A 26,706-nucleotide genomic window follows, 5' to 3' on the forward strand; every position below is an offset into this window, starting at 1 on the left:
ATTACATCATACCACCCATTCCCATGCTAGGGTCCATTGGAGGCATAGCTGGAGCAGCTGGTTCTGGATTATTAGCAACTACTGCTTCAGTAGTCAAAATTAAACCAGCAACAGAAGCCGCGTTTTGCAAAGCTGAACGAGTTACTTTTGCGGGGTCAACAATTCCTTCTTCAATCATATTAACCCATTGACCAGTTGCAGCATTGAATCCTGTACCTACTTCTTCTGAACGAAGTTTATCAATGATAACTGAACCTTCATATCCTGCATTGGCAGCAATTTGACGAACTGGTTCTTCAAGAGCACGGCGAACAATGTTAATACCTGTTTGAATATCTCCTTCTTCTGAAAGTTTATCCAAAGCAGCAATAGCATTAACAAGTGCTGTACCACCACCAGAAACAATACCTTCCTCAACGGCTGCACGTGTTGCATTAAGTGCATCTTCAATCAAGAGTTTCATTGCTTTGAGCTCTGTTTCAGTTGCAGCACCAACTTTAACAACTGCAACACCACCAGCTAATTTTGCAAGACGTTCTTGTAATTTTTCACGGTCAAAATCAGAAGTTGTTTTTTCAATTTGCGCTTTAATAATAGCTACACGATCAGAAATAGCATCAGCAGAACCAGCACCTTCAACAATTGTTGTGTGGTCTTTATCCACAGTTGCTTTAGCTGCTTGTCCTAAAGCTTCAAGAGTAGCATCTTTAAGATCAAGACCAAGTTCTTCAGTAATTACTGTACCACCTGTCAAGATAGCCAAATCTTCCAATTGAGCTTTACGACGATCACCAAATCCTGGTGCTTTTACAGCTACAACATTAAAGACACCTTTAATCTTATTAAGAACAAGCGTTGGCAATGCTTCTCCATCAACATCATCAGCTACAATAAGAAGTGGACGATTTGTTTTCAAGATTTGTTCAAGGAGCGGTAAAATTTCTTGAATGTTTGAGATTTTTTTGTCGGTAATAAGAATATAAGGATTATCTAATTCAGCAACCATTTTTTCTGTATTAGAAACCATATATTGACTCAAATATCCACGGTCAAATTGCATTCCTTCAACAACATCGAGTTCAGTTTGCATCCCTTTTGATTCTTCAATGGTGATAACTCCGTCAGAACCTACACGTTCCATTGCATCAGAAATATACTCACCCACTTTTTCACTACGTGATGAAACGGTAGCTACTTGCGCAATTGCTGATTTATCGTGGACAGGAATTGCCATCTCTTTAATTGACGCAACAGCTGTTTCAGCAGCAAGTTCAATTCCTCGGCGAATACCAACTGGATTTGCACCTGCGGTAACATTTTTTAAACCTTCACGAACGATAGCTTGTGTCAAAACTGTCGCTGTTGTTGTACCGTCACCTGCGATATCATTTGTTTTTGAAGCAACTTCTGAAACAAGTTTAGCTCCCATATTTTCAAAATGATCTTCAAGTTCAATCTCTTTGGCAATCGTTACACCATCGTTTGTAATTAAAGGTGATCCATATGATTTTTCAAGAACAACATTGCGACCTTTTGGTCCAAGGGTTGTTTTTACTGTATCAGCAAGAATATCAATCCCACGCATCATCGCTGTTCTAGCATCACTTGAAAATTTAATATCTTTTGACATTTTAGCTCCTTTTTAAGAATATATTTTTAATTTTATAGATTTTAAGATAGACAAAAGACAACCAAAAAAATGATTGCTTTTATAATTTTACTCTACAATTGCAAGAAGGTCTGAATCTTTGAGAATCAAGAATTCTTCACCATCCATTTTTACGGTCGTTCCAGCAAATTTTTCAAAAATTACTGTGTCCCCTACTTTTACGAGTGGAGAAATCAGTGTTCCATGATGATTTGTTTTCCCTTCACCGACGGCAACAACTTCAGCTGTTTGAGGTTTTTCTTGGGAAGCGCTTGTTAACACAATTCCACCCATTGATTTTTCCTCTTCTTCTTTTACACGTAAAACTACGCGATTCTCTAAAGGTTTCAACATTATATTTTCCTCCATTTTTTATTTTTTAGCACTCTTATTAAACGAGTGCTAACATATTCTTATTTTATCTCAATGGTCAGATTTAGTCAAGAGAAAACATTTAGATTTTATGAAATAAATTAGAAAGGGAGTTCTTCCGCATCAAGTAAGGTTTCTTCAGTCTTTATAGCGCTTTCTCGTAAAGCGATTGTTGCCCTACTTTCAAGTAAATCATAACTCAGTCCTAAGATTTCTGTGACATAATGTTTTTGATTTTGCTTATCCGTATAATTTCTAGTTCTAATTTCTCCTTCAATTGAAATAAGACTTCCTTTTTTTGCGTAAGAAACTAAAGTTTCTGCAGATTTTCCCCAAATAATAATTGAAATAAAATCTGCCTCTCGTTCTCCTTTTTCATTTTTGAAACGGCGATTGACTGCTAAGGTCACACGGACATATGATTTATCATTTGTTGTTTTTGAAATTTCTGGCGCACTGGTTAAGCGTCCAATTAACATGGTTTTATTCATAATAAAATCCTCCTAACTTTTTATACGTAAAGTTAGGACATTTGTCACAAAAAAAATAAAAAATCTATCAATTGATAGATTTTTATGGTTTATTTTGCATTTAAAGCTGCAACAGTCATGTAATTATATGGACTATTGAAGTGTGGTAAGAAGAATAAATCAAGTAAGGCTAATTCATCAATCGTTTTCTTTTCTTGAATAGCTAAACTAAACATATTAATATTTCCTGCAATTATTTCACTCTTGCTAGCAAGTTGAGCACCAATAATTCTGCGACTTTTTGTTTCATAAACGATACGAATTTTCACACTATCATTATTTTCATGAAGGAACCATGCTTTTTGCTTATCTTCAAAATCACTAAACGAAACTTCTAGGCCGATTTTTTTCGCAGCTTTAACCGACAAGCCCGTAGAAGTCATATTGTAACCAAAAATAGAGATTCCATTAGAACCTTGTACACCAACAGACTCTATTGATTTTCCTCCAATATTATGACCAGCAACAATCCCTGAGCGAACAGCGTTTGAGGCAAGGGCAATGTAGGTGAAGTCTTGTAAAGCATTAGAATAGATTGTGGCAACATCTCCTACAGCATAAACATCTGGGTCACTACTTTGTTGATGTTTATCCACTTTGATTGCTCCATTTTTAAAGGTTTCTAAATGTTCACCAGCCAGTGCACTATTGGCTGTAAATCCAATACAATTAATAACGAGGTCAACATCATAAGTTGATTTATTAGTTACAATCTGTGATACATGACCTTTTTCATTTGCCTTAAACTCTTGAGCCAATTCCCCAAAATGGAGTTCAATTCCATGTTGGGCAAGATTTTCATCCATTCCTTTAGCAAACTCTTCATCATAATATGAAGCAAGTGAAGTACTTTCTGCATCAAAAAGTAGAACTTCTTTTCCACGACGTTTGGCAGCTTCAGCAATTTCTGTCCCAATATAACCAGCACCAATCACAGCAATCCGTTTCACATCATTCTTAGCAAACTCTTCGTCAATGGCTTGCCCTTCTTGAAAAAGTTTTAAAAAATGAATGCCTTTAAGATCTTTTCCTGGCAAGTTAGGAATAATTGGACGTGAACCTGTTGCCAGAACGAGTTTATCATAACTTTCTGTAATCTTTTCTCCAGTTTTTGACTTGGCATAAATCATTTTATTAGTAAAGTCAATTTCTGAAACTTCTGTTTCTGTTAATATCTTTACTCCCTTTTTTTCAAAATCTTCTGCTTTGGCATAAAACAGCTCATCTGGTTTTTCAATTTGTCTTCCGACCCAAATAGCTGTCCCACACCCCAAGTAACTCATATTACTGTTACGGTCAATCATAACAATCTCATGGCCTGGATATTGATCAATTAATGTATTTGCTGTAGCAATGCCTGCGTGGTTCGTACCGATAACTACGATTTTCATGCTAATAATTCTCCTTTAAATGTAAAATTCTTTTTACATTATTCAGTTTAGCATAAGTCCTTCTATTTTCTTTTGTAAGCGCTTGTGAACTTTGTGAAAAATTTATTTTATTTTTTTTAGATAAAAAAACTGCCAAAATAAACTATTTTGACAGTTTTATTATTATGCTTGCCACATTGTTTCTGAATCAAAAGCTTTACCAGCGGATAAATCTGATGATAATTCAATGATTCCACGAACCTCAGGAGCATTTGGTAATTCAAGTTCACGAGCTGAACAAAGCATTCCGTAAGATTGAACACCACGAAGGGCTCCTGGGAAAATCAATGAGCCGTTAGGCATCATAGCACCAGGTAAAGCAGCAACTGTTTTTAAGCCAAGAGCTGCGTTTGGAGCACCACAAACAATTTGTACTGGATCGGCAAAACCAACATTAACTTTACAGATATGTAAATGGTCTGAATCTGGATGATCTTCCATTTCAACAATTTCAGCGACAACAAATTTGGGTTGTGCATCGTGAACAAGAACATCGCTAAATCCTGATTTACCAAGCTCTTTGTTCAACGTTTCAATATCATCAGATGATAAGACGACTTGACCATTTCCTGACAAATTAGCCAATAGAGATTTCGCTTCAAAAATATTCCAAGCAACCGTCGCTCCAGTTTCTTCAATAAAAACACGAGCTACTTTTCCCTTACGTTCGAAGTTTACTTTTTCTCCCTTATCATTTGCAGTGATAAGCATTAAAACGTCACCGACATTTGTGTTGTATGTTGCAATCATTTTCTTATTTTTCCCTTTTAATTTCTTAACTTTGATTATTATAGAATATAATCCTTAATATATCAACGCTTATCCTGCGATGATACTATTTCGCACTCGCTAAGAAAGTATTGACTTCTTCTTTTGTTTTACGTAATTTATTTACTAGACGAGCTTTTTCTTTGCCATCCTCAATCACGACAAAACTTGGAATTCCCATAATTCCCCATTCAATCGCAAGATCCATATATTCATCACGGTCTACTTCAACAAATTTAAAGTCTGGATTTTCTACTTCAATTTCTGGCATTTTTGGCTTAATAAAATTACAATCTCCGCACCAACCAGCCGTGAAAAAGAAGACTGTCTTTTCCGGTCCTTTTACAAGTTCGGCTAAATTTTCAATATTTTCTGGAATAATCATTCTACATTCTCCTTTTATTTCTAAATGAATACTAAGCTTTCTTACAGAATTTCTTCATTTTTTTCAAAGACTTCTAAAGTTTTAGCATTGATTTCAAAAGTGATTGCCTTATTTTCACTGACAAGTCCTCCCTCAAAAAGAGCACCCGTAGTTGGCTCCTCAAAAATCCAAAAAGCGTCTATTTTTCTTGTTGAAAAATGTTGCCGAGCTCTGTCAGTAAGTTCATGAATCACTTCTTCTTCCATAGTTTTATAGCCATGATAAGCAACGTGAGCAACTGTTGCACCCGCAATAATTCCCAAACCAAACTTTAGTATTTTTTTCATATGGAAATTTTAACATATTTCTTGGTATAATTATAGTGTAAATCATCAAAATTTTTGCTGACAAATCTGTCAGTAAATGTTTCAGTATTCCGGAGGAGAAAAATGGAACTATTCGACAAAGTAAAAGCACTGACAGAAATTCAAGCGACTTCTGGTTTTGAGGGACCTGTTCGTGACTATTTAAAAACACGCATGATTGCTCTTGGTTATCAACCAGAATTTGATGGTCTTGGTGGTATATTTGTCACTAAAACTTCAAAAGTAGCAAATGCCCCACGTATTATGATTGCAGCCCACATGGATGAAGTTGGCTTTATGGTCAGCTCAATCAAGGCTGACGGAACATTCCGGGTCGTTCCACTTGGTGGTTGGAATCCTTTAGTTGTCTCTGGACAACGTTTTACATTATTCACACGTACAGGTAAAAAAATTCCTGTCGTAACTGGTGGGCTTCCTCCACATCTTCTTCGTGGAACTGGTGTTACTCCTCAAATTCCTGCCATTTCTGATATTGTCTTTGATGGAGCTTTTGAAAATGCTGCAGAAGCTACAGAATTCGGAATCGCTCAAGGTGATGTAATCATTCCAGAAACTGAAACAATTCTCTCTGCTAATGGTAAAAATATTATTTCTAAAGCTTGGGACAATCGTTATGGTTGTTTAATGATTCTTGAACTTCTTGAATTTTTAGCTGACAAAGAATTACCTGCTACATTGATTATCGGAGCCAATGTTCAAGAAGAAGTTGGCCTTCGTGGAGCCAAAGTTTCTACAACTATGTTCAAGCCTGATTTGTTCTTTGCTGTTGATTGTTCACCTGCTAGCGATACGTTTGGTGATGACAACGGTCGTCTTGGAGAAGGAACAACGCTTCGTTTCTTTGACCCAGGTCATATTATGCTCCCTGGAATGAAAAATTTCTTGCTTGAAACTGCTGATAAGGCTAAAGTTAAAACCCAAGTTTATATGGCTAAAGGTGGAACTGATGCAGGTGCTGCCCACTTAGCTAATAATGGAGTCCCTTCGACAACGATTGGTGTTGTTGCTCGTTATATTCACAGTCATCAAACAATTTTCAATATTGATGATTTCAATCAAGCACAAACTTTCTTGAGAAATATCGTAACATCACTTAGTACTGAAAAAGTAGCTGAAATTAAAAACTATTAAATTTAAAAAACAAAAGAAAAAATCACTAGGAAACCTATCCTAGTGATTTTTTGTATTTTATTGACCAAAGTTATAATTAGGCAATATCTTTTTCCAACCAGCAGCTATATCACTTGCCGAACCACCAATAGAAAAATCATATGTGGTTGTAGGGGCACCAGACTTTGTAGCCCAGAAGCTTGTCGTAGTGTCTCCACCGAGATTAACCTCTTGTGTCTTACCATTTGATAATTTAACATTAACTTTTCCTGGTTTTTCACCCGTAGAAACTAATACTTTACTCTTAGTCACATTTGGATCACTATTAGGGTCAGTAAATTTTTGACCAGGTCCGAAAATATTTGGATCGGCAGCATTAATTGCATTCACCAAATTAGCTGTAAATTTTGCGTTATTAATAAAACCTGAATTCTGAGACATTGCAGAATTGTCATCGTGACCAGCCCAACTACCAAGTGTCACTGAAGGTGTCGAAAGCATCATCCAAACGTCTGTATAATTATCAGTTGTTCCTGTTTTACCAGCCCATTGAACATTAGTTGCAAGAGAAGAATTAAGGCTTTGTAGCTCACCATAAAACTTACTTGTTTTTTGAGATTTGATAGCATCTTGAAGCATATATTCCATAATGGTAGATGTTGCTTCAGAATATACTTGAGTCCCCCCAGTAGTTTGATGTTGATAAATTACATTTCCTGTATCATCTTTGATACTATCAACAATATACCATGGTTCATATTTTCCACCATTGGCTAAAGTTTGATAACCATTCGTATGTTGAACCACCGTTGGATCAATTCCTCCTCCAAGAGGAAGTGACTCTACAGAATAATCTGCAACATCATATCCCATCTTCGTCATGTAAGGTTCAACAGATTTTCCTTTATTCAAAATCGTTTGGTAGGTCCAATAAGCAGGAATATTATAAGAAACATTCAAGGCTTCTGAAAATGGCATCATCTCCGTTCCCTTATTGCCGACGTGTTCGATGTCTTGCCCACTCGAATATTTTGCGGGATAGTTAGATAGAACACTTGCAGAACCCATCAAGCCCATGTCAATTGCCGGTCCATAAGCTAGTATTGGTTTGATTGAAGAACCAGGTGAACGTTTAGTATCAAAGGCATGGTTTACTTGGCTTTGTGAGAAGTCTAATCCACCAATAAAGCCATAAACAGCCCCTGTTTTATTATCCATTAAGACATTACCAGTTTGAATAAGACCCGTACCGTCTTGCATCAAACCACTGTAATTAGTTACGGCATTTTGCATTGCATCATATACTTGTTGATTTATAGTTGTAGTTACTGTATAACCACCGTTTTGCAATGACTGTTCAGCTAATTCTCGATAACGTTGTTTAGTACTATCATTTCCTAAATCAGTTGCCGAAACTTTATCTCGCTTAATCAAATAATTATAGATATCAGTAATTGCTTCATTATAAACAACATTATATAAATAACCATGTTCTTGTGATTGAGCTACTCCTGGTTGTAAAAATTCTGTTGAAATATCATAAGCTTTGTATTTCTTGTAATCAGCTTCTGAAATATAGCCCCCACGATAAAGATAAAACAAGACTTCTTTTTGACGTTCAAGACCATAACTCATGTTTTCTTTTGACTTTAGAGAACCATCAGCCGCATAAGGAGAATAGACGATAGGGCTTTGTGGCAACCCAGCAATAAAAGCAGCCTCAGGTATTGTTAAATCCTTAGCAGATTTTCCAAATATACCAAGAGCAGCTTCTTGAATCCCTGCAATATTTTGTCCTTTATTGTTTCGCCCAAAAGGTGAGACATTTAAATAATCAGTCAAAATTTGGTCTTTACTCAAGTAGCTATTAAGTTTAAGAGCATAGACAATTTCACTAGCTTTACGTTGGAAGGTAACACTATCTCCTAAAACTTGTTGTTTAATTAACTGTTGGGTAAGGGTTGAACCACCAGAACTTGTGCCACCACCTACTGAACCAAGAATTCCACGAACAACTGCCTTAGGAACCACGCCCTTATTCGTTTTAAAGCTATCATCTTCTGTTGCAATTAAAGCATTTTTAACATTAGGAGAAATCTCGTCACTTTTGACAGTAACACGCACCAAATCACTAGAGATATCCGAAATTGCTTGACCATTACTATAATTAATGACAGAAACGCCATGAATATCATTAATTTTTGCAAGCATTTCCGTTTTATTTGGTGTCTTCGTTTGCTCAACCAATCGAGCAAAATAGCCTACACCTGTCGCCGCACCAAAGACACCCACTAAAGCAAAAATTATTCCAAAAATTACAATTAGTCCGCGGACCACCTTAAAAGTGATTGACCAACCCGATTTTTCATCATTATCTTTAGGATTTTTGGACAGAGACTTACTTTGTTTCCGCCGCTTATTTTCCATTTTTTCTTTTAAACGCGCACGTGCTTCTTCTTGCGAGTCAATTGAGGATTTTTTCATGCCTTTATTATATCAAATTTAAAATAATTTTTCGCCACTTTCAGAATTTTTTTTATTAATTTGTTATAATGTAAAACAGTGCTGTTAATTTTTTTACTTTTTATCCAAAGTGGACAGCTCAATCATTATAGAAAGGATTTTTTTATGAACATTTTTGACGAACTTAAAGCACGTGGTTTGGTTTTCCAAACAACGGACGAAGCTGCGCTTTCTAAAGCGCTGACGGAGGACATGGTTTCCTATTATGTAGGATATGACCCTACCGCTGATTCCCTTCATTTAGGTAATCTTGTACTAATTTTGACAATGAAACGTCTACAAATGGCTGGACATAAACCTTATGCGCTTGTTGGTGGTGCAACTGGTTTGATTGGTGATCCTTCTTTCAAAGATTCAGAACGTTCACTTCAAACAAAAGACACTGTAACAAAATGGTCTGGAAAAATCCGTAGTCAGCTTGAGCGTTTCTTGGATTTTGAAAATGGTGAAAATAAGGCAGAAATGACCAATAACTACAACTGGTTTGAAAATCTGACTTTTATTGATTTCCTCAGAGATGTGGGTAAACATTTCACCGTTAACTACATGATTTCTAAAGACTCTGTAAAATCACGGATGGAAAGTGGAATTTCTTATACAGAATTTGCTTACCAAATTATGCAAGGTTATGATTTCTACGAATTGAACCAATTGCACAATGTTACTTTACAACTTGGTGGTTCTGATCAATGGGGAAATATGACTGCTGGAACAGAGCTTTTACGTCGTAAAGCGAACAAGCAAGGTCATGTTATTACTATTCCATTAATTACAGATTCAACTGGTAAAAAATTCGGTAAATCAGAAGGAAATGCAATTTGGCTTGATGCTGATAAAACATCTCCTTATGAAATGTACCAATTTTGGCTTAATGTTGATGATGCAGATGCTGTAAAAATGTTGAAAATTTTCACCTTCCTTTCATTAGAAGAGATTGCTGAAATTGAAGAACAATTTGAAGCAGCTCGTCATGAGCGTTTGGCCCAAAAAGTTTTGGCTCGTGAAGTTGTCAGCTTAGTTCACGGAAAAGTAGCTTATGAACAAGCAGTTAAAACATCAGAAATCTTATTTGGCGGCGGAGATTTGCGTCAATTAGATGCTAAATCAATCTTAACTGGTCTTAAAGCAGCTCCACAACATCAAGTTACTGATGATGAAGATTTAACTTTAGTTGAACTTTTAATCTCTGCTGGAATAGCTCCTTCAAAAAGACAAGCTCGTGAAGATATTACAAATGGTGCGATTTATATCAATGGTGAACGTGTTCAAGCACTTGATTATGTTATTACAGATTCAGATAAAATTGAAAATCGTTTAACTGTCATTCGTCGTGGGAAAAAGAAAAACTTCGTTTTGACTTATTAATAAAACAAAAATTCTGTTCTAAATGGGACAGATTTTTTTATTAAAAAATTTGAGCATTGCTCTTTCTTTTAGGCCACAATATGTTATAATAACTGTACTGAATATGTTTTTAGGTGATCAAAATGATAGATAAAAAATTTGAAGATAAGTTAAATAAATTGCGTGAGATGTACATCAATAAACGTCCTGAAGAATCTGAAAAACTTGATGATAGTAAGAAATTTGAAGCTTTCATGGCCCTTTCGGATGAAGAAAAAGAAGAAAAGCTCAACGCTAAACTTGAACTACTTACTGATAAGCTCGTTACCCTTGATGAAAAATTAGGGGATTTGTTGGCTAAAAATGCAAGTGCCGATGATATTTCTGAGCTTAAATATTATATTGATGCAGTTAAAAATAAAAAATTAATTCTTGAACAAAAACTTGAATTAATTAAAAATGGTGAGTTTGATGCTGCTCGTAAAGAACGTGTAAAACGTCAACTCACTGATTTGGAACTCAAACGTTGTAAAGCGCTTTTAGGTAAAAAAGACTGCTCAAAAATCAATGAAAAAATTGCTTTGAAGAAAAAAGCAATTAATCGTTTGAAATAAATTATGTAGATTAGGTACGGTAGAGCTAGCTTTGATAGCTCTACTTTGTACTTTTTAGCGCTCATTAGTCAATTACACAGAAAGGACTCTATGCTCCATATTATTTTTTATGTCATTGTTTTCCTTTTGGTATTAGTTTTTTCAAATGTCCTTAACAAAGTTTTCCCAAAACTTGCCCTCCCTCTTATTCAAGTGGTTTTAGGACTTATTTTGGGCTTTTTTGGTGCTGACGAGGTTTTACATGTCGCACCTGAATTTTTCTTAGGATTTATTATTGCTCCTCTTCTTTTTAGAGAAAGCGAAGAAGCTGATGTCAAACACATTTTAAAACATAGTAAAATTATTTTAGTTTTAATTTTCCCTCTTGTCTTCATTACAACCCTTGGATTGGGTTTGATTTCTAATTGGATTTACATGGGATTACCTTTAGCTGCTTGCTTTGCCTTAGGAGCAAGTCTCGCTCCTACTGATGCTGTAGCTGTTGGAGCTTTATCAAAGAATTTCTCTTTCCCTCGTCGGGTTATGAGTGTTTTGCAAGGTGAAGGTTTGCTCAATGATGCTTCCGGAATTATTTCTTTTCAGATTGCTTTAGTTGCTTTAGTTACTGGTTATTTCTCTTTCCCAGATGCAACAATGAAATTAGTTATTTCAGCACTTGGTGGAGCTGCTATTGGTTTTACTTTAATTTACATCAAAGGACTTGTCTTAAGACTTCTGGAAGATGTTGACGCACGGGATGTTTCTGGTTATCTTCTTTTAGAGCTGGTTGTTCCTCTTGCTGCCTTTCTCATTTCCGAAGAATTACATGTTTCTGGAATCATTGCTGCAGTTGTTGCTGGAGTCATGTCAGCAAACGGTCTTAAGAGAACTACTTTATTTGATGCTCAAGTTGAAAAACTCAAGAGTACAATTTGGGATACTTTAACATTTATTTTAAATTCCTTTGTCTTTCTTTTCTTAGGAATTGAACTTTATCAACTTGTAGTTCCACTTTTAGTTGATCCTGTTTATTCATCAGCACTTTTAATTGTTCTTGCTCTTGCCTTGACTGCTGGATTATTTGCACTCAGATTTATTGTCATTGCTTTTTATTATTGGCTTCGCTCCCTTAAACAAAAACAACCGTTTTCTGCTTATTGGAATGATGTATTTCTCCTCACTTTTGCTGGTTCTAAAGGAACAGTAAGTATCGCAACGATTCTTTTGGTTCCACGAACTGTAGATATTCAACCCGTTCTCGTCTTTCTAGCCGCTGCGGTAACTGGCTTAAGTTTCTTAGTTGGAATGTTCATTCTTCCTTTCTTTGCGGTTAAAAAAGTTTCTAAAGTTAATAATATCTCTAAAATTGCGATTTTATCTGAGGTAGTTGATGAATTACATCAGGATATGAAATCGGCTAAAAACCCTCAGGGTTATGATATCGCTATTGATGCTTATCAGGAACGAATTCAACAATTAATTATTGAACAAGAGTCAACAGATATGGCGATTGATTACAATGATTTGCAACTTTTGATTATCCGAATTGAATCTGAAGGTCTTGAAGTTGCCTTGCGTGAAAATAAAATTTCAATGTATACTTACCGAACTTATCAACGATATATTCGCTCATTAGAAACAAGTATTGTCCATTCACTGGTTTCCAGTATCCAATTTGTTTATGTTATTGCCTTGCGTGCTTTTCATTTACTTACCTCTCGTGTCTTACATGTTGACTTTTATTTCAAGAAAACAAAGGCGGCAATGGAAACAACACGAGATGAAATTACTGAACTTTATTTCAATAATACCGAACTTATCTTGCAAGCTCTTGATAATTTAAATGGTGTCTTTGATGAGCAACTATTGAATTTCTTGCAATCAGAACGTTTAAGAACATCTGAAATCGTCGCAACTGGTGGTCATATTTCACGGATGATGAATAAGGCTCAGCCTAACAACATTACCGAAATGATGCGGGCCTATTATTTGGAACGTAAAGTCATTTTTGAACATGAACTTTCTGGAGCAATTACTGCACGAGAAGCCAAAGATATGCGTCTTAATGTTAATATTCTTGAAGATTATTCACTTGCAAGTAATCATCATACATTACTTTTTGACTTCTTAGAACGTCGGAAAAATAAAAATTAAAATAAAAAGTTACTGACAGACCTGTCAGTAACTTTTTATTTTTCAATTCTAATAATCGTTTCTAACTCAATATTTCCTTGAATCGCTCTTGAAATCATGCAAGAACTTTCTGCCCGTTTGGCAAGTTTAATTGCTTTAACTTCATCTGACTCTTTTGTCAATTTCATAGCGACATGATAAGTTATTTTTTCATAAGTAAAGGTTCCTTTTGTCACATCAACTATTCCTTTAGCATCTACTTTCAGATGTTCCAGGAGAATATCATTTCGCTCAAGCATGGCAGCTAATGTAATCGAATAACAGGTACTGGCTGCTCCGAGTAGCATTTCATCAGGATTTGTTCCGACTCCTGGACCATCCATAGTTTTAGGAATTGAAATTTTTTCATTCAGTGCCCCAGCCTGTAAGTCACCGATGGAATTCCTTCCCCCTAACCAATCAATACGTGAATTAAAAAGATGTTTTACCATTTTTTATCCTTTCAATTTACTGACAGAAAACATATGACTCTCCTATTTTCTGTCAGTAAATTCAATAAAAAGTCTGTTCAATGACAGACTTTTCTTTAGAATGTTTGAGCTTCTAACTCTACTTTATTAATGAATTCAGCAAGAAGTTCTTCTGTTTTTTCTGGATCATAAGCATGTCCTTCAACGGCAATTTGTCTAAAATCGCTACCGATAAAATTGAAGATTGCTGACATGTAAATTGTTGCTGGATCTTGTGCTCCATAAACTCCACCATTAGCTTGTAAGTGCAAGACTTTTTTGCCATTTGCTAAACCAACAGGACCTTCGGCTGTATATTTGAATGTTTTACCGGCAACATTGACTGTATCAACCCAAGATTTAAGTTCAGCAGGAATCATCAAGTTATACATTGGATTAGCAATGACTACTTTATCAGCTGACAAAAATTGTTCTGTAAAACCAGCAAAACGAGCCAATTTATCTTTTTGTGAAGCTGTAAGTTCAGCATTTTCACCTGCGAACATTGCACTGACCAATTCAGTATTCAAAGTTGGAATATCAGCACTGAAAACATCTAGTTCTTCAATTTCATCTTCTGGATGAGCAGCTTTATAGGCTTTGACGAAAGCATCAAGACCTTTGAGTGAAAGTGAATAATCAGCAGTAAGTGGGTGACCTTTTACAACAAGAAGTTTAGACATATTTTGTTCCTTTATAGAAATTATTTTTGTGTTATAAAAATTATTATAGCAAACTTTTCTAAATTATCAATATATTTAGTACGTGAAAATTTACACATGTAAACATTTTACTGACAGAAATTCTGTCAGTAAAAAAACAATCATTTAGATTGTTTTTATTTTACTTTTTACGTCCCAACAAGCGGAATAAGCCAAGAACCCAAGTCACTAAAACAAGAAATGTTGAAAAATAGAAGGCCACGTGGAAACCGTGTAAAAAGACATCTGGTTGATTGTGCAAATAAGTTGTTACCTTATAACCCAACTGATTAGACATCGCTGTGAATAAAATCAATGTTGCTAAAGACGTCCCTAAAACAAAGGCCATATTACGGGCAAGAGAATTAACTGACCCAGCAATTCCTAAATACTTACGGTCAACAGTTTCCATAATCAAAGCATTGTTCGGACTTTGGAAAATCCCCATAGACATTCCTTGAATCAAAAGAATAACAACAACTAGCCATGGAGCAGAATGCGGATTTATCAGTAAATAGCCGAGCTGTGACAAAACAATCCCTGAAATCCCTACAAAAGTAACAATTTCTTTATCCATTTTATCTGCTGCCGAACCTGCTAAAGGGCTAGCAATCAGCATAGCAACAGGATAAGCCATCATAATCATCCCTGCCAAGCCTGGCCCATAATTTCTAAAATCTTGTAAGTAGAATGGTAACAAAATACTTGAGAACATCGCTACTGTAAAATTAAAGAGAGCCATAATAATACTCATTGAAAATAATTTTGATTTAAAAATTCCTAAATCAAGCAAAGGCTGAGCGACCTTTTTCTCTGTTAAAATAAATATTCCAAAGAGAATAAAGCCAAGCAATGCACCAATAATAATTAATGGATTGGTCCAACCCAAAGCTTGCCCAAAATTAAGAGCTAAGAAAAGCAAAACAATAACAGAAGTCATTAATGTTCCACCTTTAAAATCAATATCCGACCATTTTCCACTGGTTTTTTCTTTTGGCAAAGCATGATTTCCAAAAATCCATGCTAAAATTCCGATAGGGACATTTATCCAAAAAATATAATTCCATGAAGCGACCTGTAAAATCAGTCCTCCAAGGGCAGGTCCAGCGATTGAGCCAACCGATACAAACATCGCTGAAATGGAAAGTGCTCTTGCTCGACTTTCAGGTGGGAAAATTTCTGAAATAATTCCAAAACCGGTTGCCATAAACATTGACGCCCCAATAGCCTGAATCACCCGTGCAAAAAGAAGAAAACCTAAGCCCCAACCAAAATTTAACCCAGCAAGTGCAGAGCCTAAAATAAAAATTCCCCAACCAATGCGGGCAATTCGTGATTTACCTATTAAATCGCCTAAACGGCCAAAAATCAGTACAATCGCTGAAATTACAATTAAATAGATTGTCACCACCCAAGTGATTTGAGAAGTAGAGACATGAAGCTCCTTTGACATTGTTGGTAGAGCAATATTAACAATTGAACCATCCAATGTTGACATAAATGTAAATATCCCTAAGGCAATTAAAGCCTTTATTCTGTCTGACATAAAATCCTTTCCTATAAATTGAGTATCATCTTCTTTAAATAAAATTCCTAATAAGTCTTGTTATACTGATGAACTCAATTAATTTTTTCTAAGTTTATAAATAACGTTGGTAATTATATCCTTGTTTCCAATCTTTGTCAAGTTTAGACTATCAATCGTAGTTTCCTAATCAAATGAAAATGCTACTCATAATATTATAAGTAGCATTTTTTATTATAAGAAATCAGCAAATTCTTCTTCTTCAGTTTGGTCCCAGTTTTCACCAGTAATTGTTGTGAGCATAATTCCTTTGACCGCACGGTCAACCATCCCCTCAACATCCATTCTCTTTTCATATTGAATACAATTTTCAAGTTTTGGATTTGTTTTTGGAGAAGGTGGTGCAAAGACAGTACAACAATCTTCAAATGGTAGAATTGATAAATTAAAAGTATCGATTTTTTCAGCTATTTCAATAATTTCATTTTTATCCATTGTTACTACTGGTCGAATAACTGGAGTATTAGTTACTTCATTAATGGCAGACATTGAGCCAAGCGTTTGGCTAGCAACTTGTCCCAAAGATTCTCCATTAATAATCACTTTTCCACCACGTTCTTCACGAACCCGATCAACCACGCGCATCATAAAACGGCGTGTAATTGTCATCAAATATGCTTGTGGAGCCTTGGCTTTTATTTCTTCTTGAATCTCGGTAAATGGTACTTCAATAAAGGTAATTGAACCTCCAAAAACGGTTAATTTAGCCGCTAAGTCTTTGGCTTTCTTCAAAGCTCCTGGTGAAGTGTAAGGAGGGCTAGCAAAGTGAACAGCCTCAATCTCAACTCCGCGTTTCAACGCTAAATAACCTGCAACTGGCGAATCAATTCCACCTGAGAGCATTAGATGTCCACGTCCTGCCGTTCCGACTGGCATTCCTCCAGCACCTTTTATATCTTCAAAACTAAGATAAGTCGCATCTTGTCTGATTTCAACGCGCAATGTGATATCAGGCTTTTTCATTTGTACTTTTGCGTAAGAGAAATTATCAAAAACAACATCTCCTAAAGCAATATTTAATTCTGTTGAATCTAATTCAAAGTTATGGTCAGCTCGTCTGGTAGCAATTTTAAAAGTCTGCCCTTCGCTATAAATCTCCTTAAAAAGTGCCACAACTTCTTCTTTGATAATGGGCATTGATTTTTCGACTTTGATTGAAGGTGAAAAATTTTGGATTCCAAAAACTTTTGTTAAACGATTTGAAACTTCAGCATAATCTGCTCCATTAAGTTCAATGTGTGCTCTATCTCTTACTGCTGTAATTTTTAATTCAGGCATATCTGCAAGGACTTCGCGGATATTTTTTGCCAAACGATTGATAAAGTAACCACGATTTTTTCCTTTGGTTGAAAGTTCACCATAACGAACCATGATTTCATCATATAATACAGTCATTTTTATTCTCCTATATTCTTTTGCATACTTTTAATCATTAAATACTTCAAAAAATTGAATAATTTAAGTTAAAAAACCAGTCAAAACTTCTTTAATTAAAGAAAAAAAGCACGCAGCGTTCTAATTATAACACAATGTGTCCCTTTTTTTATAGGCATTTTTAAAATTATTGTCTCATTTATAAAGGATTTCTTAAGGCTCTATTGAGCTTGATATACTCTATTTTTAAAGCAAAATAAAAAGCCACTAGATTATTGACCTAGTGGTAATTTTTATCAATGATTTATTTTTATATACTTTCAGGAGAATATTTTTCAGACATAATCTGAACTAATTTTGATCCTAAAAAAATACAGTATCTGATGAGCACATAAGTAACGATTGCAATTGCTATAAGGATTTCCATATTCGCTAATAATTCTAAATTCAGGAACTGAAAAACGCTGAGTTTACTTGTTAAATTTACCGCAGTTGCAGAAATAACGAGAGGAAATGTAAAGGCAGCATAACTAGGATAAAAGGCACTTCTCAAAAGTTTTGTCAGCAAGCCTAAAGTTATAAAATAGATAGCTTGCGATAAAATAAATAAAAAGATAACGAATATTTTAGATTTTGCTTCTACAACAGTGAGGTATCCTACTAAACCAAGTGAACCCGGTGCCGTGATAATTGTAATCAAAGGAAGTAAAGATTTGTGCATTTTTCGTAAAATGAAAACTCTATGCATAACAATAGGAAGAAGAATAAAGTAAAAGAGTAATGTTATCCAAACCACAACTTTACCCACTTCAAGACCGAAATCTGGTGATGTTGCCGATATTACCCCAATGCCTACAAAAGTAATAAACCAGCTTGGATAAACATCATGTATTTTTAATTCTTTTGGTAGCACATGAAGATAAATAAAATACATCATTAAGATAAGATGCAAGATTAAAGCAGTCCACCAAGTAACATTCGCAAGAAGACTAAAGCCGGACAAACGTTTTAAAAATACGCTTAGTACCATTAAAGACATCGTAAAAGTTGGTGAAACAGAGGCTACAATTGGGTCATTCAAAGTCGAAATTGTATGTTTCATTGCCAGTACTATCTTGAGCAAAATTAAAAACATCAGGAATAAACCTAACATATCGTAAGAATTTCCTAAAATAGGGTAACCTTTACTGTAAAGGAGATTCCCTAAGGATATTAAACCCAAAATTAAGCCACATATCGGGAGGGGAATTTGTTTTAAAAATGATATGAATTTTGAATACATCATAGACTTCTCTTTCTATATTTTTTATTAATTCGTCTTTAATAATTGATTCTATTAATAATATATAATAGTTGATTTAATTTGTAAAATAAATTATTATAATCATATAAATTAAAAAAAATAATTTGTTATTTTGTATTTTAAGGAGAAAATCACATGTTTTCATTATTTGAGACCTTTATCGTCGTTTATGAAACTAAAAGTTTTACCTTAGCTGGAAAATATTTATTTATTTCCCAACCCACTGTAACCGTGAGAATTAAGAAACTCGAAGAAGAATTAAAATCAACATTATTTTTAAGAGGAAAACACCAAGAAATCATTCCGACTGAAGCCGCCATATTATTCTATCCCAAAGCTATTGCCTATCTAAAAAAATGGGAGGAAGACCAAGCTGAAGTTCAAAAAAAATCCCTTGCAAAACATCCTTTCAAAATTGGGGTTTCACACAGTGCTGCTCTAAGTATTATGCCAAGAATCTTTAAAGTATTTGAAGGCGAGTTGGAACATTTAGATGTAGAAATTAATATGTATGACTCAGAAAAAGTATTTGAATTAGTTGCAAATCATGATTTACATTTTGGAATCATTGAGCGATTACTCATTAGCGATCAAACCGAAACATTTCCTTTATTTTTAGATGAATTAGTACTTGCTGGAAATACGGATTCAGAAACATTCTTTACCAGAGAATCTGGTTCAGGAATTGGATATTATATCAAAAGATATCTCAAATCCGCTCCTTCTGCTCAAAGAAACATCGTTCGTATGAATAGCAATGAGATGATTATTTCCCATATCAAAGCAGGCTTAGGTTCTTCTTTAATTTCTAAATCATTTTTAACTGATGATATCCCTTATCAAGAACTTGGGAGTAATTATCATAGAGAGTTTCTAGGAGTTTCTTTTGATGAAGAAAAAGACCCTATGATTCAAAAATTAATTAGTAAAATAAAAAAAGAAATCGAAATTCATTAGAATTAATAAAAATAGAAAAACATGAGCAAACTGCTTTTGTTTTTTTATTATTTTTATTAATAATAATGATAAAATAAATTCATTTTACACATTATAAAAATAGAGATAAAATAATTATAGATTTTATAAAAGACATCAGAAAAAGGGGTTGAAGGAGGAGATAGAATTGGCTTTTATCATCATTAGTTTTGTAATTTCTATCATTTTAATTTTATGTACTATGATTAGTTATCTTTGGCTTTTTAACAGATAGGCTTTATAAAAAAATATATATAAATTGAAAAGGAGCTAAAAATGAAAATTACAAGCAGAAAAGTAGTTGTTATAGGAACAGGTTTTGTTGGAACAAGTATTGCTTATTCAATGATTAATCAAGGACTTGTTAATGAGTTGGTTTTGATAGATGTTAATCAGGATAAAGCTGAGGGTGAAGCCTTAGATTTATTAGATGGCGTTTCTTGGGGGCAAGAAAATGTTATTGTGAGAGCTGGAGATTACAAGGATTGTAAAAATGCTGATATTGTGGTCGTTACGGCTGGTGTGAATCAAAAACCAGGTCAATCACGTTTAGATTTGGTCAATACAAATGCTAAAATTATGCGCTCAATCGTGACTCAGGTTATGGACTCAGGTTTTGATGGTATTTTTGTAATTGCTTCAAATCCTGTGGATATTCTTACCTATGTCGCTTGGGAAACTTCTGGTCTTGATCAATCTCGAATTGTCGGAACTGGTACAACTTTGGATACTACTCGTTTTAGAAAAGAGTTGGCCACAAAGCTAGAAATTGATCCACGGAGCGTTCATGGATATATTATTGGCGAACATGGCGATTCTGAAGTTGCAGTTTGGTCACACACGACGGTAGGTGGAAAACCTATTCTTGAATTTATTGTTAAAAATAAAAAAATAGGGGTTGAAGATTTGTCTAATTTGTCAAATAAGGTAAAAAATGCTGCCTATGAGATTATTGATAAAAAACAGGCTACTTATTACGGCATTGGAATGAGTACAGCTAGAATTGTCAAAGCCATCTTAAATAATGAACAAGCAATTCTACCAGTTTCTGCCTATTTACGTGGTGAATATGGTCAAGAAGGTGTCTTTACCGGTGTTCCATCTATTGTAAATCAAAATGGTGTTAGAGAAATCATTGAACTAAATATTGATGCTTATGAAAAGAAACAATTTGAAAAATCTGTCAGTCAACTTAAAGAGGTAATAGAATCTATTAAGTAATCTATCCAAACCTTACAAACATAAAGGAAAATAAAATGCTTGCTCTACTCTTTTTAGTCATTGCTTCACTTTGGGGATTAATCTGGTTTAACATTAATGAGTCCGATTGATTAATAATTTTTTACTAGGTTCAAAAATTTAACTGATAATAATTAGCACAAAAAAGTCACTAAATCTCTAGTTTAGTGACTTTATTATCGTTTTAAATCTAATTATTTGATTAAAAGGCTTATTAAAATAAGTGCAAGAACTACTTGAAAGACTAAAATAGATAAACCATAAATCAGTAATTTTTTTCCTGCTTTTATAAATTCAACCAAATTTAGTCGTAAACCAATAGCAGCTAAGGCAATGGTTTCACACCAACCGGATAGAAATTTTGCGGTAGCTGAAACTTCCGGCACAAAATGAATCAATGTATCTAAAGTACAAAGCACTAAGAAACCAAGAACATACCAGGGTAAAAAAGAATTTCTTTTAATTTTTATTTGAGTAGGTCCTTGTTCATTTCTTTTTTGTTTTTTACTTCTGAAACCAAAATATAAAACAACAAAAACGAGCATGATAATTCGCATAATTTTAAATAGAGTGGCTAAGGTTGTTGTGTTTGGATTTACCATTGTTGCTGAAGCAACGACTTGACCAACAGATTGTTCTGTTCCACCAATCAGTGCCCCCCTTAATAAATCATTATTACCGAACATCCAAGTTCCTAAAAATGGAAGACTTAGCATTAAAATAGTTCCCATAAGATTGACCATCGCAATCGATGTTCTTTTCTCACTGGTTTCAGCTCCAATAACTGGTTCAACTGCGGCAATTGCTGATGAACCACAAACTGCATTCCCAGAAGCCATTAGGGCAGAAACATTAGCAGAAAATCCTAGTTTTTTACCCATAAACAAAACAAAAATAATTGTTGAAATCATTTGTATTAGTATAAATCCTACTCCGGAGAATCCTAACTTACCAATGGTTTGGAAAGTGACTGTGGCCCCTAAAAACATCACTGAAAATTCCAGAAGTTTTTTTTCTGACCAAGCTGTTCCTGCAAACAAAGTGACTTGTTTGAAGTACAAATTACCTAAAATAATTCCTAATAATATTGCAATGGTTGCTGAACCTAAACTATGGAAGATGAAACGATTGAGTAAATAACTTACTATAGCAATGGCAAAGGAGAGCAGAAAGCCTGGCAAAATACTCATTATGGCCTGTCTATCATTTTTAATATAATTTTTTAATTTTAACATTTTTCTACTTTTTCCTTTTTTAATTGTCTAGCATCAATTAGTTTACACGATCTCCTTTATTTTGTAAAATAAATTATTATCATTTTTAAAATTACTTTTATTAATTAAAGGAAGATTTATGTTCGCTTTACTCGAAACTTTTATTGCTGTGTTTGAAACCAAAAGCTTTACCAGAGCTGCTAATCAATGTTTTATTTCACAGCCAACCGCAACTGTTAGAATTAAAAAATTGGAGGAAGAACTAAAAGTTCACCTTTTTTCAAGAGGGCAACACCAAGAAGTAATTCCCACAGAAAGTGCCCACCTTCTTTATCCTAAGGCTTTAAAAACGCTCAATGATTGGAATGAATTACAATTTTCCCTAAAAAATCAGACACCTAGTCGTAAACCTTTTAAAATTGCTGCTTCCCATAGTTCAGCAACTACTGTTTTACCTTTGATTTTTAAAAATTTAATTCCTGAACTTGAACAACTTAACATTGAATTAATGATGCTTGATTCTCAAGAGGTTTTTGATTTAATTCGTAATCATGAAATTCATTTTGGAATTATTGAAAAACCGATGATGGATGAAACCATCGAAACTTTCCCACTTTTTAAAGATGAACTCGTTCTTGCTGGCAATCCAGAAAGTGACATCTTTTTTATTCGCGAAGCAGGGTCTGGTGTGGCTCATTATACACATAATTATCTTAAAGAAAATAATCTTAATCCAAAGAATTTGGTCAGCGTCAATAACAATGATATGATTGTCAGTCAACTTAAGGCTGGCATTGGCCTGTCATTGATTTCAAAACGATTTATTAATGAAAATATTGCTTTTCAAGGTCTTGGCGAACGTTATCAACGCATTTTTTATGGTCTTTCTTTTTTGTCTGAACAAGACAAATTGCTCAAAACTGTGATTAAAAAAATCAAAAATTTAAGTGAGTTTTAAAAAATTTACTGACAGAAATTCTTTAAGGTCATTCATCATTTTCTAAATTTCTGTCAGTCATTTTATCAGCATTTTTTACTGACAGTAAAAAAATCTTCTCAAGCCCATGCTTAAAGCGTTTACTGACAAAAAAATTTCTGTTAATTTTTTGAAAATATGTTAAAATAGAGAGAATAAAAAATTACAAGGAGTACTATTTTGGCTGAAATCGAAGAACTTAATGACCAAATGAAAGTCCGCCGTGAAAAAATGGAAAACCTGCGCGAAGCGGGAATTGACCCATTTGGACATAAATTTACACGTACGCACAACTCACAAGAACTACACGAAGCTTATGACGAAAAGACGAAAGAAGAATTGCATGAACTTGCACTTTCAGGAATTGTCGCTGGTCGTTTGATGACTAAACGTGGTAAAGGTAAAGTCGGTTTCGCCCATCTTCAAGACCGCGAAGGCCAAATTCAACTTTATGTTCGTAAAGATGAAGTCGGCGAAGAAAATTATGAAATTTTCAAAAAAGCTGACCTCGGAGATTTCCTTGGTGTTGAAGGCGAAATCATGAAAACTGACATGGGTGAATTGTCAATTAAAGCAAAAAAATTGACTTTCCTCTCAAAAGCGCTTCGTCCTTTGCCTGAAAAATTCCATGGTTTGACTGACACTGAAACACGTTATCGTAAACGTTATTTGGATTTGATTTCAAATAAAGAAAGCTTCAATCGTTTTGTCACTCGTTCTAAAATTATCAGTGAAATCCGTCGTTATATGGATGGTCGTGGATATCTTGAAGTTGAAACTCCAGTACTTAACAACGAAGCCGGTGGTGCTGCTGCTCGCCCATTCTACACACATCATAACAGTCTTGATATTGATATGGCGCTTCGTATTGCAACTGAATTACACTTGAAACGTTTGATTGTTGGTGGAATGGAAAAAGTTTATGAACTTGGCCGTGTCTTCCGTAACGAAGGAATGGATATGACTCATAATCCAGAATTCACAACAATGGAATCTTATGAAGCTTATGCTGATTTTGAAGATATCATGGATTTGACAGAAGGAATCTTCCAACATGTTGCTAAAACAGTGGTTGGTCAAGATGTTCTTGAATACGATGGTAAAGAAATTAATGTTGGTGGAAAATTCAAACGTGTTCACATGGTTGATGCCATCAAGGAAGTTGCTGGAGTTGATTTCTGGCCTGAGATGACTTTTGAAGAAGCAACAGCTCTTGCTAAAGAACATGATATTCATGTTGAAAAACATTTCACTTCTGTTGGTCATATCATTAACGAATTCTTTGAAAAATATGTTGAAGAAACTTTGATTCAACCTACTTTCGTTTTTGGTCATCCAAAAGAAATTTCACCACTTGCTAAAATGAATGAAAAAGACCCACGTTTTACTGACCGTTTTGAACTTTTCATCAACGGTAAAGAATACGCCAATGCTTTCAGCGAATTGAATGACCCAATTGACCAATTGGAACGTTTTGAAGCTCAAGCTAAAGCTAAAGAACTTGGGGATGATGAAGCAACTGGTGTCGATTATGATTATGTTGAAGCACTCGAACACGGTATGCCACCAACAGGTGGACTCGGTATCGGGATTGATCGCTTAGTGATGCTTTTTACTGGCACAACTTCAATCCGTGACGTTTTGCTTTTCCCAACTATGAAATAAAAAATAAAAACCGCTTTTGGCGGTTTTTTTATTTCTGTCAGTAAATTTTTATTGGCAAAAGTACTGACAGAAATTAGCTACACTTAAATTTTAACTTATTCAAATTCAAAACTTTGATCAGCAACATAAATCTGACTTTGGGGAATTCCAACGGCTTTTATTTTCTTATCTTTACTAATAAAAATAGCGCCATAAACTTCCGGATTTTCTGTCAGCCAATTTTCAATTGGACCGTCAGCAAAAAATAATCGGGTCGTTTCAATTTCACCATCAATTGATTTTTGGGATAAAACAGTAACACTGGCCAGCTGATTATGGTGTGGATAACCTGTTTTGGAGTCAATAATATGATGGTAAATCTTATCATTCACTTTCAAGTAACGCTCAGAAATTCCCGAAGTCACAACAGAACCTTCACCAGACAAAAGCTGTAGCACAGGTTTTTTATCATTAGTTAAAGGATTTCTAATGCCTATGCGCCATTTTTTATCTGTCTGATGTGGAGCTTCTCCCACCAATAGAAGATTTCCTCCTAGATTAATGATGCCGGAGGAGATACCGTAAGCATCCCAAAAATCTTTAATCCGGTCGGCAATATAACCTTTTGCTATCGCTCCTAAGTCAATTTCCATCCCTTTTTCTGGCAAAAATATTGAAAATTCATCATCCCTTAGAATAATCCTATCTGGATTAATTACTTTTAACTTTTCATCTATTTCTGCTTGAGTTGGCAATTTAGCGTCTGAAAAGCCAATATGCCAAAGTTTAACGAGAGGACCAATTGCTGCATTAAAACCAAATGCTTCCTTGCTTTTTTCAAGCGCTATTTTTGTTAAGCCATAAACTACTCCTGATACTTGAACAGGCTCTATTCCTGCTTTATGATTGACAGCCATCAATTCTGATTGGTCACGATTTACTGTAAAAAGCTGCTCATAATACTTGATTAATTGATAAGTTTTATCTAATAATTCCTCGTCTTGATGACCATAAATTGTTAAGCTAATGACTGTCCCTAAAGCTCGATAAGTTTTGGAAATTTTCAAGGTTGACTTTTTTTCTAAAATTTTCATCAGTCTTCTTCTTCCGATTTTCCTCTTAATTCTCCAATATCATCAAACTCCCAAGTTTCTCCCTCTTCCAAAAATTGTAGATAGGCCGAATTTTCAGGTTCAATCACTTCTTCATACTCAGAAGCTCCTGTATCTGCATCGGAAAGAACTGGCAATCCTTGATTCGTTTCTTTAGTCCACCAAACTTCATCGGTTTCTGTAGAGTTTTTACTTTCCTCACTCTCAATTATTTCTTTATTATTCTCTTTTTTTAGCGAAGGAAGTCTCATCGGTTTTAATGTTTTACTGTAAATCATAAAATTATTAAAACAATGCTCCAACCAGCTAATTGTCCGTTCATCGATCAATTCATCTTGTTGATTAAATGCTTCAGCTGCTCGTCCTAAAAGAAATTGATTGGAAGGTAAAACAAAAGCATCCAGACCCGGTGAACTCAAAATTTGTCGAAGGTTTTCTTGGGCAAAAACAGTTCCCATATTTCCCAGAGAAACCCCAACAATCATAACCGGTAGACTGTTCAATGGCTGAGGTTTTATCCATGACAGCCATTCTATCAATGATTTCAAAGCAGCAGTAATCGCATGATCATATTCAGGCGTTGAAAAAATCAAACCATCCGCTTCTCTTATTGCCTCTGCAATTTTCTGAACCCCTTCAGGAATTTCTCTGATATCCTCAGAAAATAGTGGCAGGTCTGTAATTTCTACTATTTCAATTTGTGCTTCTTTTGTAAAATGTTTTTTCATGTACCAAAGGAGTTTTCGATTATAAGAAAAACTAGCATTGGTCCCAACAATGGCGATAAACTTCATCCCATTTCCTCTTTCACTTGGTAATTTTGGGTAAGTAACTCTTAAAAAATGTCCTTACTTCTCTTTATATTATAAATAA

The 26,706-nt window shown here is 34.6% G+C and carries 24 protein-coding genes; 8 read left to right on the top strand and 16 right to left on the bottom strand.

The window, feature by feature from the left end:
* Position 1 precedes the first annotated feature (1 nt).
* The 7 genes from groL to IAE52_RS02890 form a co-directional block, all read right to left on the bottom strand.
* Positions 2–1,630, bottom strand: a complete 1,629-nt coding sequence (groL, locus tag IAE52_RS02860; RefSeq protein ID WP_109990650.1) for a chaperonin GroEL — start codon at positions 1,628–1,630, stop codon at positions 2–4.
* Between the two features lie 87 nt (positions 1,631–1,717).
* Positions 1,718–2,002: a co-chaperone GroES gene (gene groES / locus IAE52_RS02865; protein WP_003131589.1), complete on the bottom strand. Its 285-nt coding sequence runs from the start codon at positions 2,000–2,002 to the stop codon at positions 1,718–1,720.
* A 119-nt stretch (positions 2,003–2,121) separates the two neighbouring features.
* Positions 2,122–2,511, bottom strand: coding sequence for a single-stranded DNA-binding protein (locus tag IAE52_RS02870; protein WP_010905314.1), 390 nt, complete (start codon positions 2,509–2,511; stop codon positions 2,122–2,124).
* An 89-nt stretch (positions 2,512–2,600) separates the two neighbouring features.
* Complete coding sequence (gene nox / locus IAE52_RS02875) at positions 2,601–3,941, bottom strand: H2O-forming NADH oxidase (RefSeq protein WP_023188995.1); 1,341 nt, start codon at positions 3,939–3,941, stop codon at positions 2,601–2,603.
* Between the two features lie 162 nt (positions 3,942–4,103).
* Positions 4,104–4,730, bottom strand: coding sequence for a YtpR family tRNA-binding protein (gene ytpR / locus IAE52_RS02880; RefSeq protein ID WP_003131594.1), 627 nt, complete (start codon positions 4,728–4,730; stop codon positions 4,104–4,106).
* 85 nt (positions 4,731–4,815) lie between these two features.
* On the bottom strand, positions 4,816–5,133 hold the full coding sequence (locus IAE52_RS02885) for a thioredoxin family protein (protein WP_003131595.1): 318 nt from the start codon (positions 5,131–5,133) through the stop codon (positions 4,816–4,818).
* Between the two features lie 41 nt (positions 5,134–5,174).
* Positions 5,175–5,459, bottom strand: coding sequence for a hypothetical protein (locus tag IAE52_RS02890; RefSeq protein WP_012897223.1), 285 nt, complete (start codon positions 5,457–5,459; stop codon positions 5,175–5,177).
* A gap of 102 nt (positions 5,460–5,561) precedes the next feature.
* On the opposite strand from IAE52_RS02890, the gene pepA reads away from it, so the two are divergent.
* Positions 5,562–6,629, top strand: a complete 1,068-nt coding sequence (pepA, locus tag IAE52_RS02895) for a glutamyl aminopeptidase (protein ID WP_058212015.1) — start codon at positions 5,562–5,564, stop codon at positions 6,627–6,629.
* Positions 6,630–6,686: 57 nt separating this feature from the next.
* Here the strand turns inward: pepA and IAE52_RS02900 are convergent, their stop codons facing one another.
* On the bottom strand, positions 6,687–9,092 hold the full coding sequence (locus IAE52_RS02900) for a transglycosylase domain-containing protein (protein WP_033900466.1): 2,406 nt from the start codon (positions 9,090–9,092) through the stop codon (positions 6,687–6,689).
* Positions 9,093–9,236: 144 nt separating this feature from the next.
* Between IAE52_RS02900 and tyrS the strand changes: the two genes are divergently transcribed.
* The 3 genes from tyrS (at position 9,237) to IAE52_RS02915 (ending at position 13,222) form a co-directional block, all read left to right on the top strand.
* The gene (gene tyrS, locus IAE52_RS02905; protein WP_033900464.1) at positions 9,237–10,496 is read left to right on the top strand and encodes a tyrosine--tRNA ligase; all 1,260 of its coding nucleotides are present in this window, start codon (positions 9,237–9,239) and stop codon (positions 10,494–10,496) included.
* 122 nt (positions 10,497–10,618) lie between these two features.
* Complete coding sequence (locus IAE52_RS02910) at positions 10,619–11,089, top strand: hypothetical protein (RefSeq protein WP_010905310.1); 471 nt, start codon at positions 10,619–10,621, stop codon at positions 11,087–11,089.
* Positions 11,090–11,179: 90 nt separating this feature from the next.
* Positions 11,180–13,222 (top strand): sodium:proton antiporter, encoded by a 2,043-nt coding sequence (locus IAE52_RS02915; protein ID WP_200136661.1) that lies wholly within the window; start codon positions 11,180–11,182, stop codon positions 13,220–13,222.
* Between the two features lie 35 nt (positions 13,223–13,257).
* On the opposite strand, the gene IAE52_RS02920 is transcribed toward IAE52_RS02915, so the two are convergent.
* The 5 genes from IAE52_RS02920 to IAE52_RS02940 all read right to left on the bottom strand — a co-directional run bounded on the left by IAE52_RS02920 (position 13,258) and on the right by IAE52_RS02940 (position 18,655).
* Entirely contained in the window at positions 13,258–13,692 is a 435-nt protein-coding gene (locus IAE52_RS02920) for an OsmC family protein (protein WP_109990649.1), read from the bottom strand.
* Positions 13,693–13,787: 95 nt separating this feature from the next.
* Positions 13,788–14,393 (bottom strand): FMN-dependent NADH-azoreductase, encoded by a 606-nt coding sequence (locus tag IAE52_RS02925; RefSeq protein WP_015425833.1) that lies wholly within the window; start codon positions 14,391–14,393, stop codon positions 13,788–13,790.
* Between the two features lie 160 nt (positions 14,394–14,553).
* Positions 14,554–15,957, bottom strand: a complete 1,404-nt coding sequence (locus tag IAE52_RS02930) for an MFS transporter (RefSeq protein WP_003131604.1) — start codon at positions 15,955–15,957, stop codon at positions 14,554–14,556.
* A gap of 213 nt (positions 15,958–16,170) precedes the next feature.
* Entirely contained in the window at positions 16,171–17,391 is a 1,221-nt protein-coding gene (gene thiI / locus IAE52_RS02935) for a tRNA uracil 4-sulfurtransferase ThiI (RefSeq protein ID WP_012897217.1), read from the bottom strand.
* A 289-nt stretch (positions 17,392–17,680) separates the two neighbouring features.
* Complete coding sequence (locus tag IAE52_RS02940) at positions 17,681–18,655, bottom strand: TDT family transporter (RefSeq protein ID WP_003131606.1); 975 nt, start codon at positions 18,653–18,655, stop codon at positions 17,681–17,683.
* A 153-nt stretch (positions 18,656–18,808) separates the two neighbouring features.
* Between IAE52_RS02940 and IAE52_RS02945 the strand changes: the two genes are divergently transcribed.
* Together IAE52_RS02945 and IAE52_RS02950 are read left to right on the top strand one after the other, a co-directional pair.
* A complete protein-coding gene (locus tag IAE52_RS02945) occupies positions 18,809–19,630 on the top strand; it encodes a LysR family transcriptional regulator (RefSeq protein ID WP_200136662.1) in 822 nt (273 codons plus the stop codon).
* A gap of 294 nt (positions 19,631–19,924) precedes the next feature.
* Positions 19,925–20,869 (top strand): L-lactate dehydrogenase, encoded by a 945-nt coding sequence (locus tag IAE52_RS02950; RefSeq protein ID WP_003131609.1) that lies wholly within the window; start codon positions 19,925–19,927, stop codon positions 20,867–20,869.
* 212 nt (positions 20,870–21,081) lie between these two features.
* Here IAE52_RS02950 and IAE52_RS02955 read toward each other — a convergent pair whose 3' ends face one another.
* Positions 21,082–22,077 (bottom strand): YeiH family protein, encoded by a 996-nt coding sequence (locus IAE52_RS02955; protein ID WP_109991405.1) that lies wholly within the window; start codon positions 22,075–22,077, stop codon positions 21,082–21,084.
* A 163-nt stretch (positions 22,078–22,240) separates the two neighbouring features.
* On the opposite strand from IAE52_RS02955, the gene IAE52_RS02960 reads away from it, so the two are divergent.
* Together IAE52_RS02960 and lysS are read left to right on the top strand one after the other, a co-directional pair.
* Entirely contained in the window at positions 22,241–23,059 is an 819-nt protein-coding gene (locus IAE52_RS02960; RefSeq protein WP_021722006.1) for a LysR family transcriptional regulator, read from the top strand.
* 198 nt (positions 23,060–23,257) lie between these two features.
* On the top strand, positions 23,258–24,742 hold the full coding sequence (gene lysS, locus IAE52_RS02965; protein WP_010905307.1) for a lysine--tRNA ligase: 1,485 nt from the start codon (positions 23,258–23,260) through the stop codon (positions 24,740–24,742).
* 95 nt (positions 24,743–24,837) lie between these two features.
* Here lysS and IAE52_RS02970 read toward each other — a convergent pair whose 3' ends face one another.
* Positions 24,838–25,815 carry an FAD:protein FMN transferase gene (locus IAE52_RS02970; RefSeq protein ID WP_109990648.1) on the bottom strand — a complete coding sequence of 326 codons (978 nt, stop codon included), beginning with the start codon at positions 25,813–25,815 and terminating at the stop codon, positions 24,838–24,840.
* A complete protein-coding gene (locus IAE52_RS02975) occupies positions 25,815–26,627 on the bottom strand; it encodes an NADPH-dependent FMN reductase (RefSeq protein WP_017864118.1) in 813 nt (270 codons plus the stop codon). The genes IAE52_RS02970 and IAE52_RS02975 overlap by 1 nt, the downstream gene beginning before the upstream one ends.
* Between the last annotated feature and the right edge of the window lie 79 nt (positions 26,628–26,706).

The sequence above is a fragment of the Lactococcus sp. S47 genome, assembly GCF_016517475.1.
GTDB classification, from domain to species: Bacteria; Bacillota; Bacilli; order Lactobacillales; family Streptococcaceae; genus Lactococcus; species Lactococcus lactis.